Genomic DNA, 12,644 nt, shown 5'->3' with positions numbered 1-12,644 from the left:
CGTCAGTTGATGGCGTTGATGGGCTGAAACGCCCTTTTTTGTCTGCTGCCCGCACAAAAGCAAACGCCCCGAACAAGTCGGGGCGTTTGATTGGAACCACCATCAGTGCGTTTTCACACAGTCTGTTCGGGAGGCCTTTTTTGTGCCCACGATTTATCGGACGACAATATCCTCCTGTAGGAGCCGGCTTGCTGGCGAAAGCGGACTGTCAGACGCATTGGATGCCGGATGTGCCGACGCCTTCGCCAGCAAGCCGGCTCCTACAGGGGGATTTATGGTGTTTGGGCAAGGTCGGCAAACCATGCCCAAATGTTTACAACTTGGGTCTACCGCCACCCCTGACCTATGCTGCAACCCAATGCTCTCGTTTCCGGTCGATTTTATGGGTCGTGGTTTTCTATTGATGTTGCTGCTGATCGCCCTGCCCGCCGCAGCGCAGATCTATAAGTACACTGACGCCAACGGCAACACCGCTTACAGCAATCAACCCCCCGATGGCGTGAAGGCGCAGCCGGTCGAGCTGCCGCCGCTCAACAGTGTCGAGCCCCTGACGCCTATCGCGCCCGCGCCACCTGCCGACGCCACCGATCGCGAGCAACCCCGCAGCGCCTACGAGGTGCTGGAGCTGACCGGCCTGCCGACCACCGAAGCCCTGCGCGCCAACAACGGCACCTTCACCGTCAATGTGTTGATCAAGCCACGCCTGCAAGGTCCGCATCTGTTCAGGTTGCTGCTGGACGACCAACCCTACGGCCAACCCAGTAACGTGCCGATCCTGCAACTGGTGAACATTGATCGCGGCTCGCACAGCCTCGCGGTGCAGGTCATCGATGGGGAAAGCATCGTTCAGCAGAGTCCGAGCGTGACCTTTACCGTACAACGGGTGCACAAGCCGTGAGGTATTGGCTGTTGGCTGCATGCCTGATCGCCCTGCCCGCAGCGGCCGACGTGTTCACATACGTCGACGCCCAGGGCAATCGGGTCTTCACCGACCGACCCGGCACCGACAACGCCAAGCGAGTGCCGATAGCCCCCAGTAACCGCATGTCCGCCAACCCGACCGCTGCAGCACCGGTCGTTGCAGGTAAAAAGACCGAAGCCAAAGCACCTTTTCACTACGACATGCTGCGAGTGCTGGTCCCGGAGCCCGATGCCACTGTCCGCAGCAGCGCCGGCGAACTGATTGTCAGCGTCACCAGCGAACCCGGCCTGCAACGCGGTCACCGCTTCCGCCTGTTGCTGGACGGTGAGCCCGTCGCCGAACCCGGTCCAAGCCCGGTCTTTCCCCTGAGCAACGTCGACCGCGGCGGTCATAATCTGTCCGTGGAGATCCTCGACGAACAGGGCCGCACCGTCGAACGCACGGCCAATCAGCCGTTCCACATGCTGCGCATATCCCTAGCGCAGAAACGCCAGGTCAAACCCTGCGCGCTCGATGACTACGGCCAGCGTCCGGAATGCCCGCTCAAGGACAAACCCGAAGAAGAGAAAAATTCCTTCCTGCCTTTCTTCTAAGCTGACTCAGCTTTGCGCACTATATTGGGGCGACAAGCTGCCCCATACCCACTCACCAGCCCATTTTGGTTCGAAAATACCCGTCAAAGCTGGCAGAACGCCACGCAACCGAGCGTAAAACGTCTGTTTCAGGCCTCAAACGCTTCTTTTCGGAGCCTTGGTTTGGTTTTTGCATTTTCCTTGTACCAACGCTTGTTTCTTGCGCACGCTCCGCTCCAAAAGAGGTCCTGATGACCATAAGCGACGCACTACACCGTTTGCTACTCGACAACCTGACTACCGCGACCATCCTGCTCGACGCCGACCTGCGTCTGGAGTACATGAATCCGGCGGCGGAGATGCTCCTGGCCATCAGCGGCCAGCGCAGCCATGGGCAGTTCATCAGCGAGTTGTTCACCGAATCCACTGAAGCCCTGAACTCCCTGCGCCAGGCGGTCGAGCAGGCGCACCCGTTCACCAAGCGCGAAGCCATGCTCACGGCCCTCACCGGCCAGACCCTGACCGTCGACTACGCGGTAACGCCGATCCTGGCCAACGGCGTCACTCTGCTGCTATTGGAAGTCCATCCCCGTGACCGTCTGTTGCGGATCACCAAGGAAGAGGCCCAGCTGTCGAAACAGGAAACCAGCAAGATGCTGGTACGCGGCCTCGCTCACGAAATCAAGAATCCCCTGGGCGGGATTCGCGGCGCGGCGCAATTGCTCGCCCGGGAATTGCCGGAAGAGAGCTTGCGCGACTACACCAACGTCATCATTGAAGAAGCCGACCGCCTGCGTAACCTGGTCGATCGCATGCTCGGCTCCAACAAGCTACCGTCCCTGGCCATGTGCAATATTCATGAAGTGCTCGAGCGCGTAGGCCATCTGGTCGAAGCGGAAAGCCAGGGTTGCATCACTTTGGTGCGCGACTACGATCCAAGCATTCCCGACGTGTTGATCGACCGCGAACAAATGATCCAGGCCGTGCTGAACATCGTGCGCAACGCGATGCAGGCCATCAGCAGCCAGAATGAACTGCGCCTGGGCCGCATCAGTTTGCGCACCCGCGCCATGCGCCAGTTCACCATCGGCCACGTGCGCCATCGCCTGGTGACCAAAATCGAAATCATCGACAACGGCCCGGGCATTCCCGCCGAACTGCAGGAAACCATCTTTTTCCCTATGGTCAGCGGCCGCCCGGATGGTACCGGGCTGGGCCTGGCCATTACCCAGAACATCATCAGCCAGCACCAGGGCCTGATCGAATGTGACAGCCACCCCGGCCACACCACGTTCTCGATCTTTCTGCCACTGGAACAAGGAGCCACATCGACATGAGCCGTAGTGAAACCGTGTGGATCGTCGATGACGACCGTTCTATCCGTTGGGTCCTGGAAAAAGCCCTGCAGCAAGAAGGCATGACCACCCAAAGCTTCGACAGCGCCGATGGCGTGATGAGTCGCCTGGCGCGTCAGCAACCGGATGTGATCATCTCCGATATACGCATGCCCGGCGCCAGCGGCCTGGACCTCCTGGCACGGATTCGCGAACAACACCCACGGCTGCCAGTGATCATCATGACTGCGCACTCCGATCTGGACAGCGCTGTCGCGTCCTATCAGGGCGGTGCTTTCGAATACCTGCCCAAGCCGTTCGATGTCGATGAAGCGGTGTCTCTGGTCAAGCGCGCCAATCAACATGCCCAGGAACAGCAAGGCCTGGAAGTCCCGGTCGCCCTGACCCGCACTCCGGAAATCATCGGCGAAGCGCCGGCGATGCAGGAAGTGTTTCGCGCCATCGGGCGCTTGAGCCATTCCAACATCACCGTGCTGATCAACGGCGAATCCGGTACCGGTAAAGAACTGGTGGCCCATGCCCTGCACCGTCACAGTCCACGGGCGTCTTCACCGTTCATCGCGCTGAACATGGCGGCGATCCCGAAAGACCTGATGGAGTCCGAGCTGTTCGGCCATGAGAAAGGTGCGTTCACCGGTGCGGCCAACCTGCGACGCGGGCGTTTCGAGCAGGCGGACGGCGGTACGCTGTTTCTCGATGAAATCGGCGACATGCCGGCCGACACCCAGACTCGTTTGCTGCGGGTGTTGGCGGACGGCGAGTTCTACCGCGTCGGCGGCCATGTGCCGGTGAAGGTAGATGTGCGAATCATCGCCGCAACGCACCAGAATCTGGAAACCCTGGTGCATGCCGGAAAATTCCGTGAGGACTTGTTTCATCGCCTCAACGTGATCCGCATCCACATTCCACGCCTGTCGGACCGACGCGAAGACATCCCGACCCTGGCCAAGCACTTCCTCAGCCGCGCCGCCCAGGAACTGGCGGTCGAGCCCAAGCTGCTGAAAAGCGAAACCGAGGAATACCTGAAAAACCTGCCGTGGGGCGGCAACGTACGTCAGCTTGAGAATACCTGCCGGTGGATCACGGTGATGGCCTCGGGTCGCGAAGTGCACATCAGCGACCTGCCGCCGGAGCTGTTGAGCCTGCCGCAGGATTCGGCACCGGTGACCAACTGGGAGCAGGCGCTGCGGCAATGGGCTGATCAGGCGCTGGCTCGTGGTCAGTCAAGCCTGCTGGACAGTGCGGTGCCGACTTTCGAGCGGATCATGATCGAGACTGCCCTCAAACACACCGCCGGCCGCCGCCGCGATGCCGCGGTGTTGCTGGGGTGGGGGCGTAATACCCTGACGCGCAAGATCAAGGAGCTGGGGATGAAGGTTGATGGTGGGGATGATGATGAGGGGGAAGAGGGTTAATTCCCTCACCTGATCATTCCCACGCTCCCGCGTGGGAATGCCTCAATGGACGCTCTGCGTCCGCCGCTTCGGCAGGGACGCGGAGCGTCCCGGACTGCATTCCCACGCAGAGCGTGGGAACGATCAAAATCGCGAGCAAGCTCGCGATGCTTTTAGGTCCTGAGTGCACCGACTGAATGCACCGTGAACCGCAATCGCGCACATCAACCAATCCAAAACCCCGCCCGCATTCGCATTCGAACCCCTATCGAAAAAACACGAAAGCCCCGAGTTGCGGGGCTTTCAGCGCTGCCAGGCGGCTTTCTGTATCAACTTGTTAAAACCTGGCACGCCCCCTGCAATAGTCCATTCAGTGATTCAGTTCACTACCCGGTTTCGGGGACCTTGGTACAGGCAGGCCGGGGATTCCCCTCTTTACATCGGGCTCACAACGCACTAGCGACGAGCCCTGCAGGTTTGGGGCCCTTGATACAGGCAGGTCAGGGGTTCCTTCTTTAACACCGGGCTCACAACGCACTAGCGATGAGCCCTCCCGTTTCGGGAACCTCGGTACAGGCAGGCCGGGGATTCCCTCTTTACACCGGGCTCACAACGCATTGGCGATGAGCCCTCCCGTTTCGGGAACCTTGGTACAGGCAGGCCGGGGATTCCCTCTTTTATTGCTCTCGGAGATGGATCTCCAGCCGCCAGCGGTCATCGACCTCGCGACCGGCCCACTCGCCCTGCAGCGGCCGGGCCGCCACCACCGTCAGCAACAGCCCCCCATCACTCAAACGCACTCGCCAGTTCACACGCTTGCCGTTGAGCTTGAGCTGACCTTGCTGTGCCTTGCCTTCAGCCTCGAACAACAGCGCGAGGCTGCCGTCGACTAGCTCGCCGTGAGTCTTTGGCTCATTGTTGAACCACACCACCAATCCGTCGCCCGTCATCTCGACCTGCTGCAGTTCGCTGGGGTCAGGGGTGGTCAATCGGCCGATCATCAGTCCTACCATCACCCCGACAATTGCCAGCGAAGCCATCACTCGCGGGAATAGTTTCGATCGCTTGTCCACTGGCGGCGTAGAATGCCGGTCATCTTTACCTTCGGAGCCGTGCATGTTTCACGTCATCCTTTTCCAACCGGAAATTCCGCCGAATACCGGCAACGTTATCAGGCTGTGCGCCAACAGCGGCTGCCACCTGCATTTGATCGAGCCGCTGGGCTTCGAGATGGACGACAAGCGCCTGCGCCGGGCCGGCCTCGATTACCACGAGTATGCCACCCTGCAGCGTCACGCCGACCTCGCCAGCTGCCTGGAGAGCCTCGGTCATCCACGGCTGTTCGCCTTCACCACCAAGGGCTCGCGGCCGTTCCACGATGCCAGCTTCGCCGAGGGCGATGCGTTTCTGTTCGGCCCGGAAAGCCGTGGCCTGCCGGCAGAAGTGCTCGATGCCCTGCCCGGCGAACAACGCCTGCGCCTGCCGATGCGCGAAGGCTGCCGCAGCCTGAACCTGTCGAACACCGTGGCGGTTGCCGTGTATGAAGGCTGGCGCCAGCTCGGCTTCAAGTAACCCCGCGACTGATCGTTCCCACGCTCTGCGTGGGAATGCTTCAAGGGACGCTCCGCGTCCAGTGACGCGGAGCGTCACGGGCTGCATTCCCACGCAGAGCGTGGGAACGATCATCTCTCGCCCATGAAAAAAGCGCCTGTTACGGCGCTTTTTTCGTTACTGCATCGAACGCTTATTGCACAGTCGGGGTTTCGCCCGCAGCCTGCATGCGTTGCAGCTCTTGCGCGTACAGCGCGTCGAAGTTCACCGGGGCCAGCATCAGTGCCGGGAACGAACCACGGGTCACCAGGCTGTCCAGGGTTTCGCGCGCGTACGGGAACAGGATGTTCGGGCAGAACGCGCCCAGGGTGTGACTCATCGAAGCATCGTCCAGGTTCTTGATCAGGAAGATCCCGGCCTGTTGCACTTCAGCGATGAACGCCACTTCGTCGCCGTTCTTCACGGTGACGGACAGGGTCAGCACGACTTCGTGGAAGTCGCCTTCCAGTGCCTTTTGACGGGTGTTCAGATCCAGACCGACGCTCGGTTCCCATTGCTGGCGGAAAATCGCCGGGCTTTTCGGGGCTTCGAAGGACAAGTCACGTACGTAGATGCGCTGCAAGGAGAATTGCGGTGCGGTTTCTTCTTCGCTAGCTGCAGTGTTCTGTTGGTCAGTCATCTCAGATCCTTTCTGATCTTGGGGTCTTATAGGGAAGGCATTCAGGCCTTGAGCATGGCGTCGAGCTTGCCAGCGCGCTCAAGGGCAAATAAATCATCACAACCACCCACGTGGGTGCTGCCGATCCAGATCTGCGGCACGGACGTACGTCCGGCCTTCTGAGCCATGGCGGCGCGCACCTGCGGCTTGCCATCGACCTTGATCTCTTCGAAGGCCACGCCTTTGCTCTCGAGCAGGTACTTGGCTCGCGAGCAATAACCGCAGTAATCGCTGGAATAGACGACGACGTTGCTCATATCACTTCACCAGCGGCAGGTTGTCGCCCTTCCAGCTGGAAATACCGCCGGAGAGCTTGGCGGCGGTGAAGCCGGATTTCATCAGTTCGCGGGCATGGGTACCGGCGGTCTGGCCCATGGCGTCGACCAGGATGATGGTCTTGGCCTTGTGCTTTTCCAGCTCGCCGACGCGAGCAGCCAGTTTGTCGTGGGGAATGTTCAACGCACCCACGATGTGACCGGCGGCGAAATCCTTGTTCGAACGAATGTCGATGACGACGCCTGCGTCCTTGTTGACCAGCCCGGTCAGTTCACCGGTGCTCAGGCTGCGGCCGCCGCCTTGCATCTGATAAGCGATCAGCAACGCCAGCAGTACGACGAAGATACCGACGAGCAGATAGTGGTTAGTGGCAAATTCAATCAGGTGAGCAACCATCGAAGGAGGTTCCAGGGCGTTAAAATGTCGGCCAGTATACACAGCCACTATGGTGGGCCAAACCCCGTCCGGCGGTGACGGCGCCGGAACTTCGCTTTAAACTGCCACTCCCTTTTCCATCGCCCTCTTTTTAACTTAAGCCAGAGTAGAATCCATGACTACCACGCCCAAACCTTTGGTCCTGATTATTCTCGACGGCTTCGGTCACAGTGAGAGCCCTGAATCCAACGCCATTTTTGCTGCGAAGAAGCCCGTGCTGGACCGCTTGTGGGCCACCGTGCCGAACGGCCTGATCTCGGGCAGCGGCATGGACGTCGGTTTGCCGGACGGCCAGATGGGCAATTCCGAAGTCGGCCACATGAACCTCGGCGCCGGTCGCGTGGTGTATCAGGACTTCACGCGAGTGACCAAATCGATCCGCGACGGCGAGTTCTTCGAGAACCCGACCATTTGCGCCGCCGTCGATAAAGCCGTTGCCGCCGGCAAAGCCGTGCACTTCATGGGCCTGCTGTCCGATGGCGGCGTACATAGCCACCAGGACCACCTGGTTGCCATGGCCGAACTGGCCTACAAGCGCGGCGCTGAAAAAATTTACCTGCACGCCTTCCTCGACGGTCGCGACACGCCGCCAAAAAGCGCTCAGTCGTCCATCGAACTGCTCGACGCGAGCTTCCAGGCCCTCGGCAAAGGTCGGATCGCCAGCATTATCGGTCGTTACTTCGCCATGGACCGCGACAACCGTTGGGACCGCGTGTCCCAGGCCTACAACCTGATCGTCGATGGCAATGGCGAGTTCAATGCCGCCACCGCCCAGGAAGGCCTGCAGGCTGCCTACGATCGTGGCGAGAGCGACGAATTCGTCAAGGCCACCTCCATCGGTGAGCCGGTCAAGGTCGAAGACGGCGATGCCGTGGTGTTCATGAACTTCCGCGCCGACCGCGCCCGCGAACTGACCCGCGTGTTCGTCGAAGACGATTTCAATGAGTTCGAACGTGCGCGCCAGCCAAAACTGGCCGGCTTCGTCATGCTGACCCAATACGCTGCCAGCATCCCTGCGCCATCGGCCTTCGCCGCCGGCAGCCTGGACAACGTGCTGGGCGACTACCTGGCGAAAAACGGCAAGACCCAGCTACGCATTGCCGAAACAGAGAAATACGCCCACGTGACCTTCTTCTTCTCCGGCGGTCGTGAAGAACCATTCCCGGGTGAGGAACGCATCCTGATCCCGTCGCCCAAAGTCGCCACGTATGACTTGCAGCCCGAGATGAGCGCACCGGAAGTCACCGACCGCATCGTCGACGCTATCGACAACCAGCGTTATGACGTGATCGTGGTCAACTACGCCAACGGCGACATGGTCGGCCACAGCGGCGTGTTCGAGGCGGCCGTCAAAGCCGTTGAATGCCTGGACCTGTGCGTCGGACGCATCGTCGACGCGCTGGAAAAAGTCGGCGGCGAGGCGTTGATCACCGCCGATCACGGCAACGTCGAGCAAATGTCCGACGAGTCCACTGGCCAGGCGCACACCGCCCACACTACCGAGCCCGTGCCGTTCATTTATGTCGGCAAACGGGACCTGAAGGTTCGTGAAGGCGGCGTGCTGGCGGATGTGGCGCCGACCATGCTGATGTTGCTGGGCCTTGAAAAGCCAGCTGAAATGACCGGGACTTCAATACTGGTGTAATCCGTCTCTCAGACACCACTAAACCCTGTGGGAGCGAGCCTGCTCGCGAATGCGGAGTGCCAGCCAACATCGACGTTGCCTGACCCACCGCTTTCGCGAGCAGGCTCGCTCCCACAGTGGTTGGTGGTGGTTTCCAAGATTAATTACTCCTGCAACCCACTCCAGTCATCACACAGCCCCAATTGGGCGTTTTTTTTGCAGCGCTTGGCGGGCATACTAGGGCGTCCATTTCCCTGGTATCACCCGCCTCTATGCTTCGCGTCCTGATAGCCCTCGCCCTGACTTGCCTGCTCCAACCGGCCTTCGCTGACGAGCGCGCGCAAACCCAACAACAGTTGGACGCCACGCGTCAGGATATTGCCGAGCTGAAAAAACTGCTGGGCAAGTTGCAGGAAGAAAAGTCCGGGGTACAGAAAGATCTCAAGGGCACCGAGACCGAAATGGGCAAGCTCGAGAAGCAGGTCGACGCCCTGCAAAAAGAGCTGCAGAAAAGCGAATCCGAGCTGCAGCGACTCGATGCCGAGAAAAAAAAACTCCAGAGCGCGCGCATTGAACAGCAACGACTGATCGCCATTCAGGCCCGCGCGGCCTATCAGAACGGCCGCCAGGAATACCTGAAGCTGCTGCTGAACCAGCAGAACCCGGAAAAATTCGCCCGCACCCTCACCTATTACGACTACCTGAGCCAGGCTCGCCTGCAGCAGCTGAAGAATTTCAACGAAACCTTGCGCCAACTGGCCAATGTCGAAAAAGACATCGCCATGCAGCAGGCGCAATTGCTCGTACAGAAAAGCAGCCTCGACAGCCAGCGCGACGAACTCGACAAAGTCCGCGAGGAGCGCCAGCAAGTACTGGCCAAGCTCAGCAACGACGTAAAGGCGCGCGACCAGAAACTGGCCGCCCGCGAGCAAGAGCAGGCGGACCTGTCCAAAGTCCTTAAAACCATCGAGGAAACCCTGGCCCGCCAGGCTCGTGAGGCAGAGGAAGCGCGGCAAAAAGCGCTGATCGCCCAGCAGGAAGCCGAAAAAAAGCGTTTACGTGAGGCTCAGGCGCAAGCAGATGCCACTGACGCCCCACGCAAACCTGTCCGACCGACCCCCGGCGCCCTGGTTTCCAGTTCAGGCGAAACCTTTGGTGGCCCTTTTGCTTCAAGCCGGGGAAAACTTCCCTGGCCAGTTGATGGTCGACTGCTGGCACGCTTTGGCGAAAGCCGCGGCGATGACGCCCGCACCAAGTGGGATGGCGTGATGATCAGCGCCTCCGCCGGCAGCCAGGTACACGCCGTGCACGGCGGTCGCGTGGTGTTCGCCGACTGGTTGCGTGGCGCCGGGCTGCTGGTGATCCTCGACCACGGCAACGGTTTCTTGAGTCTTTACGGTCACAACCAGACGCTGCTCAAGTCTGCGGGTGACGTGGTAAAAGCCGGTGAGTCCATTTCCACCGTCGGCAACAGTGGCGGACAGGACACACCAGCGCTGTATTTCGCAATTCGTCAGCAGGGTCACCCGAGTGATCCGGCGCAATGGTGCCGCGCGCAAGGATAGGCGCTGAATCACCTACATTAGGAGTTCGTTCGACATGCTGCATTTGTCCCGCCTTACCTCGCTGGCCCTGACGATCGCCCTGGTGATTGGCGCGCCTCTGGCGTTCGCCGCTCAACCTGCTCCGGCGGTCGCACCTGCAGGCACGGCTGCGACCACCAAGGCGCCATTGCCGCTGGAAGAGTTGCGCACCTTTGCCGAGGTCATGGACCGGATCAAGGCCGCCTATGTCGAACCGGTGGACGACAAAACCCTGCTGGAAAACGCGATCAAGGGCATGCTCAGCAACCTCGACCCGCACTCCGCCTACCTGGGCCCGGAAGACTTCGCTGAATTGCAGGAAAGCACCAGCGGCGAATTCGGCGGCCTGGGCATCGAAGTCGGCGCCGAAGACGGTTTCATCAAGGTGGTCTCGCCGATCGATGACACCCCGGCGTCCAAGGCTGGCATCCAGGCTGGCGACTTCATCGTCAAGATCAACGGCCAACCGACCCGTGGCCAGAGCATGACCGAAGCCGTGGACAAGATGCGTGGCAAAATCGGCCAGAAAATCACCCTGACCCTGGTACGCGACGGCGGCACGCCGTTCGACGTGACCCTGGCCCGCGCCATCATTCAAGTGAAGAGCGTGAAGAGCCAGCTGCTGGAGTCCGGCTACGGCTACATCCGCATCACCCAGTTCCAGGTCAAGACCGGCGAAGAGGTTTCCAAGGCCTTGGCCAAGCTGCGCAAGGACAATGGCAAGAAGCTCAACGGCATCATCCTCGACTTGCGCAACAACCCGGGTGGCGTGCTGCAAGCGGCGGTGGAAGTGGTCGACCACTTCATCACCAAGGGCTTGATCGTTTACACCAAGGGCCGCATCGCCAACTCCGAACTGCGCTTCTCCGCCACCGGCAAGGACGAAAGCGAAGCCGTGCCGATGGTCACGCTGATCAACGGCGGCAGTGCCTCGGCTTCGGAGATCGTCGCCGGTGCCTTGCAGGATCAGAAACGCGCGGTGGTCATGGGCACCACCAGTTTCGGCAAAGGCTCGGTCCAGACCGTGCTGCCGCTCAATAACGAGCGCGCCCTGAAAATCACCACGGCGCTGTACTACACGCCGAACGGCCGCTCGATCCAGGCGCAGGGCATCGTCCCGGACATCGAAGTGCGCAGGGCCAAGATCACCAACGAACAGGACGGCGAGTACTTCAAGGAAGCCGATCTGCAAGGCCACCTGGGCAATGGCAACGGCGGCGCCGACAAGCCTACCGGCTCCGGCGGCAAAGCCAAGGCGATGCCGCAGGATGACGATTATCAGCTGGCCCAGGCCTTGAGCCTGCTCAAAGGCCTGAGCATCACCTCTGGCCGTTGAGATGCGCTTGCGGTTCATCCTCGCACTGATGTGCTGTCTGGCGGGTGTTGCTCACGCAACGCCTGTCGCGACGCCGCCGCAAAAGGCCTATTTAAGCCTGATCATCGATGACCTGGGGCAAAACCTGCCCCAGGATCGCCGCGTGCTGGCCCTGCCCGGCCCGGTGACTGCAGCGATCATGCCCGACACCCCCCATGCCACCGGGTTCGCTCGCGAGGCTCATCGCGCCGGCAAGATCGTCATTCTCCACATGCCCATGGCGCCGGCCACCGGACCGTTCGCCTGGCATCCCGAGCTGCCGATCGAAGAGCTCGAGAAGCGTCTGAATGCGGCGTTCAAGGTCGTGCCCTACACCGCAGGCATCAACAACCACATGGGCAGCCGTATGACCGCTCAGCGACCGGCCATGACCTGGCTGATGGCTGATTTGCAACGGCGGCACAAGCTCTTCGTTGACAGCCGCACCAGTGCGCAGACCGTGGCAGCCGCCGAAGCACAGAAGATTGGGTTGGCCAGTGTTTCGCGGGACGTGTTTCTGGATGACGAGCCCACAGAAGCGGCGATTTTCACCCAGTTGCAAACGGCAATCCGCATGGCACGCGAGCAGGGCTCGGCGGTGATGATCGGGCACCCATATCCACAGACCCTGGCGGTGCTGGAGCGGGAATTGCCCAAGCTCAAGGCTCAGGGTATCGAGTGGATCGATATCAAGCAGATGATCAGCGTGCGCGGCAATCGCGCCATGGTCGCTCATGGCAAAGATGGTATTTATCGGTAATACCCGGTCACCACCTATACATAGTTACCGCCAGATACCTCGCCAATCCCTGAATAGTGAGACCTGCAACAGGTCGCGACTCCCCCGAGTCGCCTTTCAA

At 60.6% G+C, this 12,644-nt stretch carries 13 protein-coding genes; 9 read left to right on the top strand and 4 right to left on the bottom strand.

The features are described 5' to 3' along the window. Window positions 1–382: 382 nt before the first annotated feature. The 4 genes from F8N96_RS25760 (at window position 383) to ntrC (ending at window position 4,264) form a co-directional block, all read left to right on the top strand. Window positions 383–898, top strand: coding sequence for a DUF4124 domain-containing protein (locus F8N96_RS25760; protein ID WP_150800198.1), 516 nt, complete (start codon window positions 383–385; stop codon window positions 896–898). After that, window positions 895–1,515 (top strand): DUF4124 domain-containing protein, encoded by a 621-nt coding sequence (locus tag F8N96_RS25755; protein ID WP_150800197.1) that lies wholly within the window; start codon window positions 895–897, stop codon window positions 1,513–1,515. Before F8N96_RS25760 ends, F8N96_RS25755 begins: the two co-directional genes overlap by 4 nt. Before the next feature lie 230 nt (window positions 1,516–1,745). Continuing rightward, window positions 1,746–2,831, top strand: a complete 1,086-nt coding sequence (glnL, locus tag F8N96_RS25750) for a nitrogen regulation protein NR(II) (RefSeq protein WP_150800196.1) — start codon at window positions 1,746–1,748, stop codon at window positions 2,829–2,831. Continuing rightward, entirely contained in the window at window positions 2,828–4,264 is a 1,437-nt protein-coding gene (gene ntrC, locus F8N96_RS25745; protein WP_150800195.1) for a nitrogen regulation protein NR(I), read from the top strand. Before glnL ends, ntrC begins: the two co-directional genes overlap by 4 nt. 656 nt (window positions 4,265–4,920) lie before the next feature. Here the strand turns inward: ntrC and F8N96_RS25730 are convergent. Next, on the bottom strand, window positions 4,921–5,361 hold the full coding sequence (locus tag F8N96_RS25730; protein WP_150800193.1) for a hypothetical protein: 441 nt from the start codon (window positions 5,359–5,361) through the stop codon (window positions 4,921–4,923). Here F8N96_RS25730 and F8N96_RS25725 point away from each other — a divergent pair. Next, the gene (locus F8N96_RS25725; RefSeq protein ID WP_007949025.1) at window positions 5,360–5,815 is read left to right on the top strand and encodes a tRNA (cytidine(34)-2'-O)-methyltransferase; all 456 of its coding nucleotides are present in this window, start codon (window positions 5,360–5,362) and stop codon (window positions 5,813–5,815) included. The two genes, F8N96_RS25730 and F8N96_RS25725, sit on opposite strands and share 2 nt — an antisense overlap. A gap of 172 nt (window positions 5,816–5,987) precedes the next feature. On the opposite strand, the gene secB is transcribed toward F8N96_RS25725, so the two are convergent. Genes secB through F8N96_RS25710 form a run of 3 tightly spaced genes read right to left on the bottom strand, consistent with a single transcriptional unit; the run spans window position 5,988 to window position 7,184 of the window. Continuing rightward, window positions 5,988–6,473, bottom strand: a complete 486-nt coding sequence (gene secB, locus F8N96_RS25720) for a protein-export chaperone SecB (RefSeq protein WP_007949026.1) — start codon at window positions 6,471–6,473, stop codon at window positions 5,988–5,990. A gap of 41 nt (window positions 6,474–6,514) precedes the next feature. Then, window positions 6,515–6,769: a glutaredoxin 3 gene (gene grxC, locus F8N96_RS25715; RefSeq protein WP_150800192.1), complete on the bottom strand. Its 255-nt coding sequence runs from the start codon at window positions 6,767–6,769 to the stop codon at window positions 6,515–6,517. A 1-nt stretch (window position 6,770) separates the two neighbouring features. Further along, window positions 6,771–7,184, bottom strand: a complete 414-nt coding sequence (locus F8N96_RS25710) for a rhodanese-like domain-containing protein (RefSeq protein WP_150763342.1) — start codon at window positions 7,182–7,184, stop codon at window positions 6,771–6,773. Window positions 7,185–7,338: 154 nt separating this feature from the next. Between F8N96_RS25710 and gpmI the strand changes: the two genes are divergently transcribed. The 4 genes from gpmI (at window position 7,339) to F8N96_RS25690 (ending at window position 12,544) form a co-directional block, all read left to right on the top strand. Next, window positions 7,339–8,868 (top strand): 2,3-bisphosphoglycerate-independent phosphoglycerate mutase, encoded by a 1,530-nt coding sequence (gene gpmI, locus F8N96_RS25705; protein WP_150800191.1) that lies wholly within the window; start codon window positions 7,339–7,341, stop codon window positions 8,866–8,868. A 251-nt stretch (window positions 8,869–9,119) separates the two neighbouring features. Further along, window positions 9,120–10,412: a murein hydrolase activator EnvC family protein gene (locus F8N96_RS25700; protein ID WP_150800190.1), complete on the top strand. Its 1,293-nt coding sequence runs from the start codon at window positions 9,120–9,122 to the stop codon at window positions 10,410–10,412. Window positions 10,413–10,446: 34 nt separating this feature from the next. Next, window positions 10,447–11,766 (top strand): S41 family peptidase, encoded by a 1,320-nt coding sequence (locus F8N96_RS25695; RefSeq protein ID WP_150800189.1) that lies wholly within the window; start codon window positions 10,447–10,449, stop codon window positions 11,764–11,766. A gap of 1 nt (window position 11,767) precedes the next feature. Further along, window positions 11,768–12,544 (top strand): divergent polysaccharide deacetylase family protein, encoded by a 777-nt coding sequence (locus F8N96_RS25690; protein ID WP_150800188.1) that lies wholly within the window; start codon window positions 11,768–11,770, stop codon window positions 12,542–12,544. The last annotated feature ends 100 nt before the right edge of the window (window positions 12,545–12,644 follow it).

This window comes from Pseudomonas fluorescens, from assembly GCF_902497855.1.
In the GTDB taxonomy this organism is placed as follows: domain Bacteria; phylum Pseudomonadota; class Gammaproteobacteria; order Pseudomonadales; family Pseudomonadaceae; genus Aquipseudomonas; species Aquipseudomonas fluorescens_BI.
This window is presented reverse-complemented; position numbering and strand designations above follow the sequence as displayed.

Coding starts and splice junctions, on each gene's coding strand:
- F8N96_RS25760 (WP_150800198.1), top strand. CDS start 383: ATGGGTCGTGGTTTTCTATTGATGTTGCTGCTGATCGCCCTGCCCGCC.
- glnL (WP_150800196.1), top strand. CDS start 1,746: ATGACCATAAGCGACGCACTACACCGTTTGCTACTCGACAACCTGACT.
- ntrC (WP_150800195.1), top strand. CDS start 2,828: ATGAGCCGTAGTGAAACCGTGTGGATCGTCGATGACGACCGTTCTATC.
- F8N96_RS25725 (WP_007949025.1), top strand. CDS start 5,360: ATGTTTCACGTCATCCTTTTCCAACCGGAAATTCCGCCGAATACCGGC.
- F8N96_RS25730 (WP_150800193.1), bottom strand. CDS start 5,361: ATGCACGGCTCCGAAGGTAAAGATGACCGGCATTCTACGCCGCCAGTG.
- secB (WP_007949026.1), bottom strand. CDS start 6,473: ATGACTGACCAACAGAACACTGCAGCTAGCGAAGAAGAAACCGCACCG.
- grxC (WP_150800192.1), bottom strand. CDS start 6,769: ATGAGCAACGTCGTCGTCTATTCCAGCGATTACTGCGGTTATTGCTCG.
- F8N96_RS25710 (WP_150763342.1), bottom strand. CDS start 7,184: ATGGTTGCTCACCTGATTGAATTTGCCACTAACCACTATCTGCTCGTC.
- gpmI (WP_150800191.1), top strand. CDS start 7,339: ATGACTACCACGCCCAAACCTTTGGTCCTGATTATTCTCGACGGCTTC.
- F8N96_RS25700 (WP_150800190.1), top strand. CDS start 9,120: ATGCTTCGCGTCCTGATAGCCCTCGCCCTGACTTGCCTGCTCCAACCG.
- F8N96_RS25695 (WP_150800189.1), top strand. CDS start 10,447: ATGCTGCATTTGTCCCGCCTTACCTCGCTGGCCCTGACGATCGCCCTG.
- F8N96_RS25690 (WP_150800188.1), top strand. CDS start 11,768: ATGCGCTTGCGGTTCATCCTCGCACTGATGTGCTGTCTGGCGGGTGTT.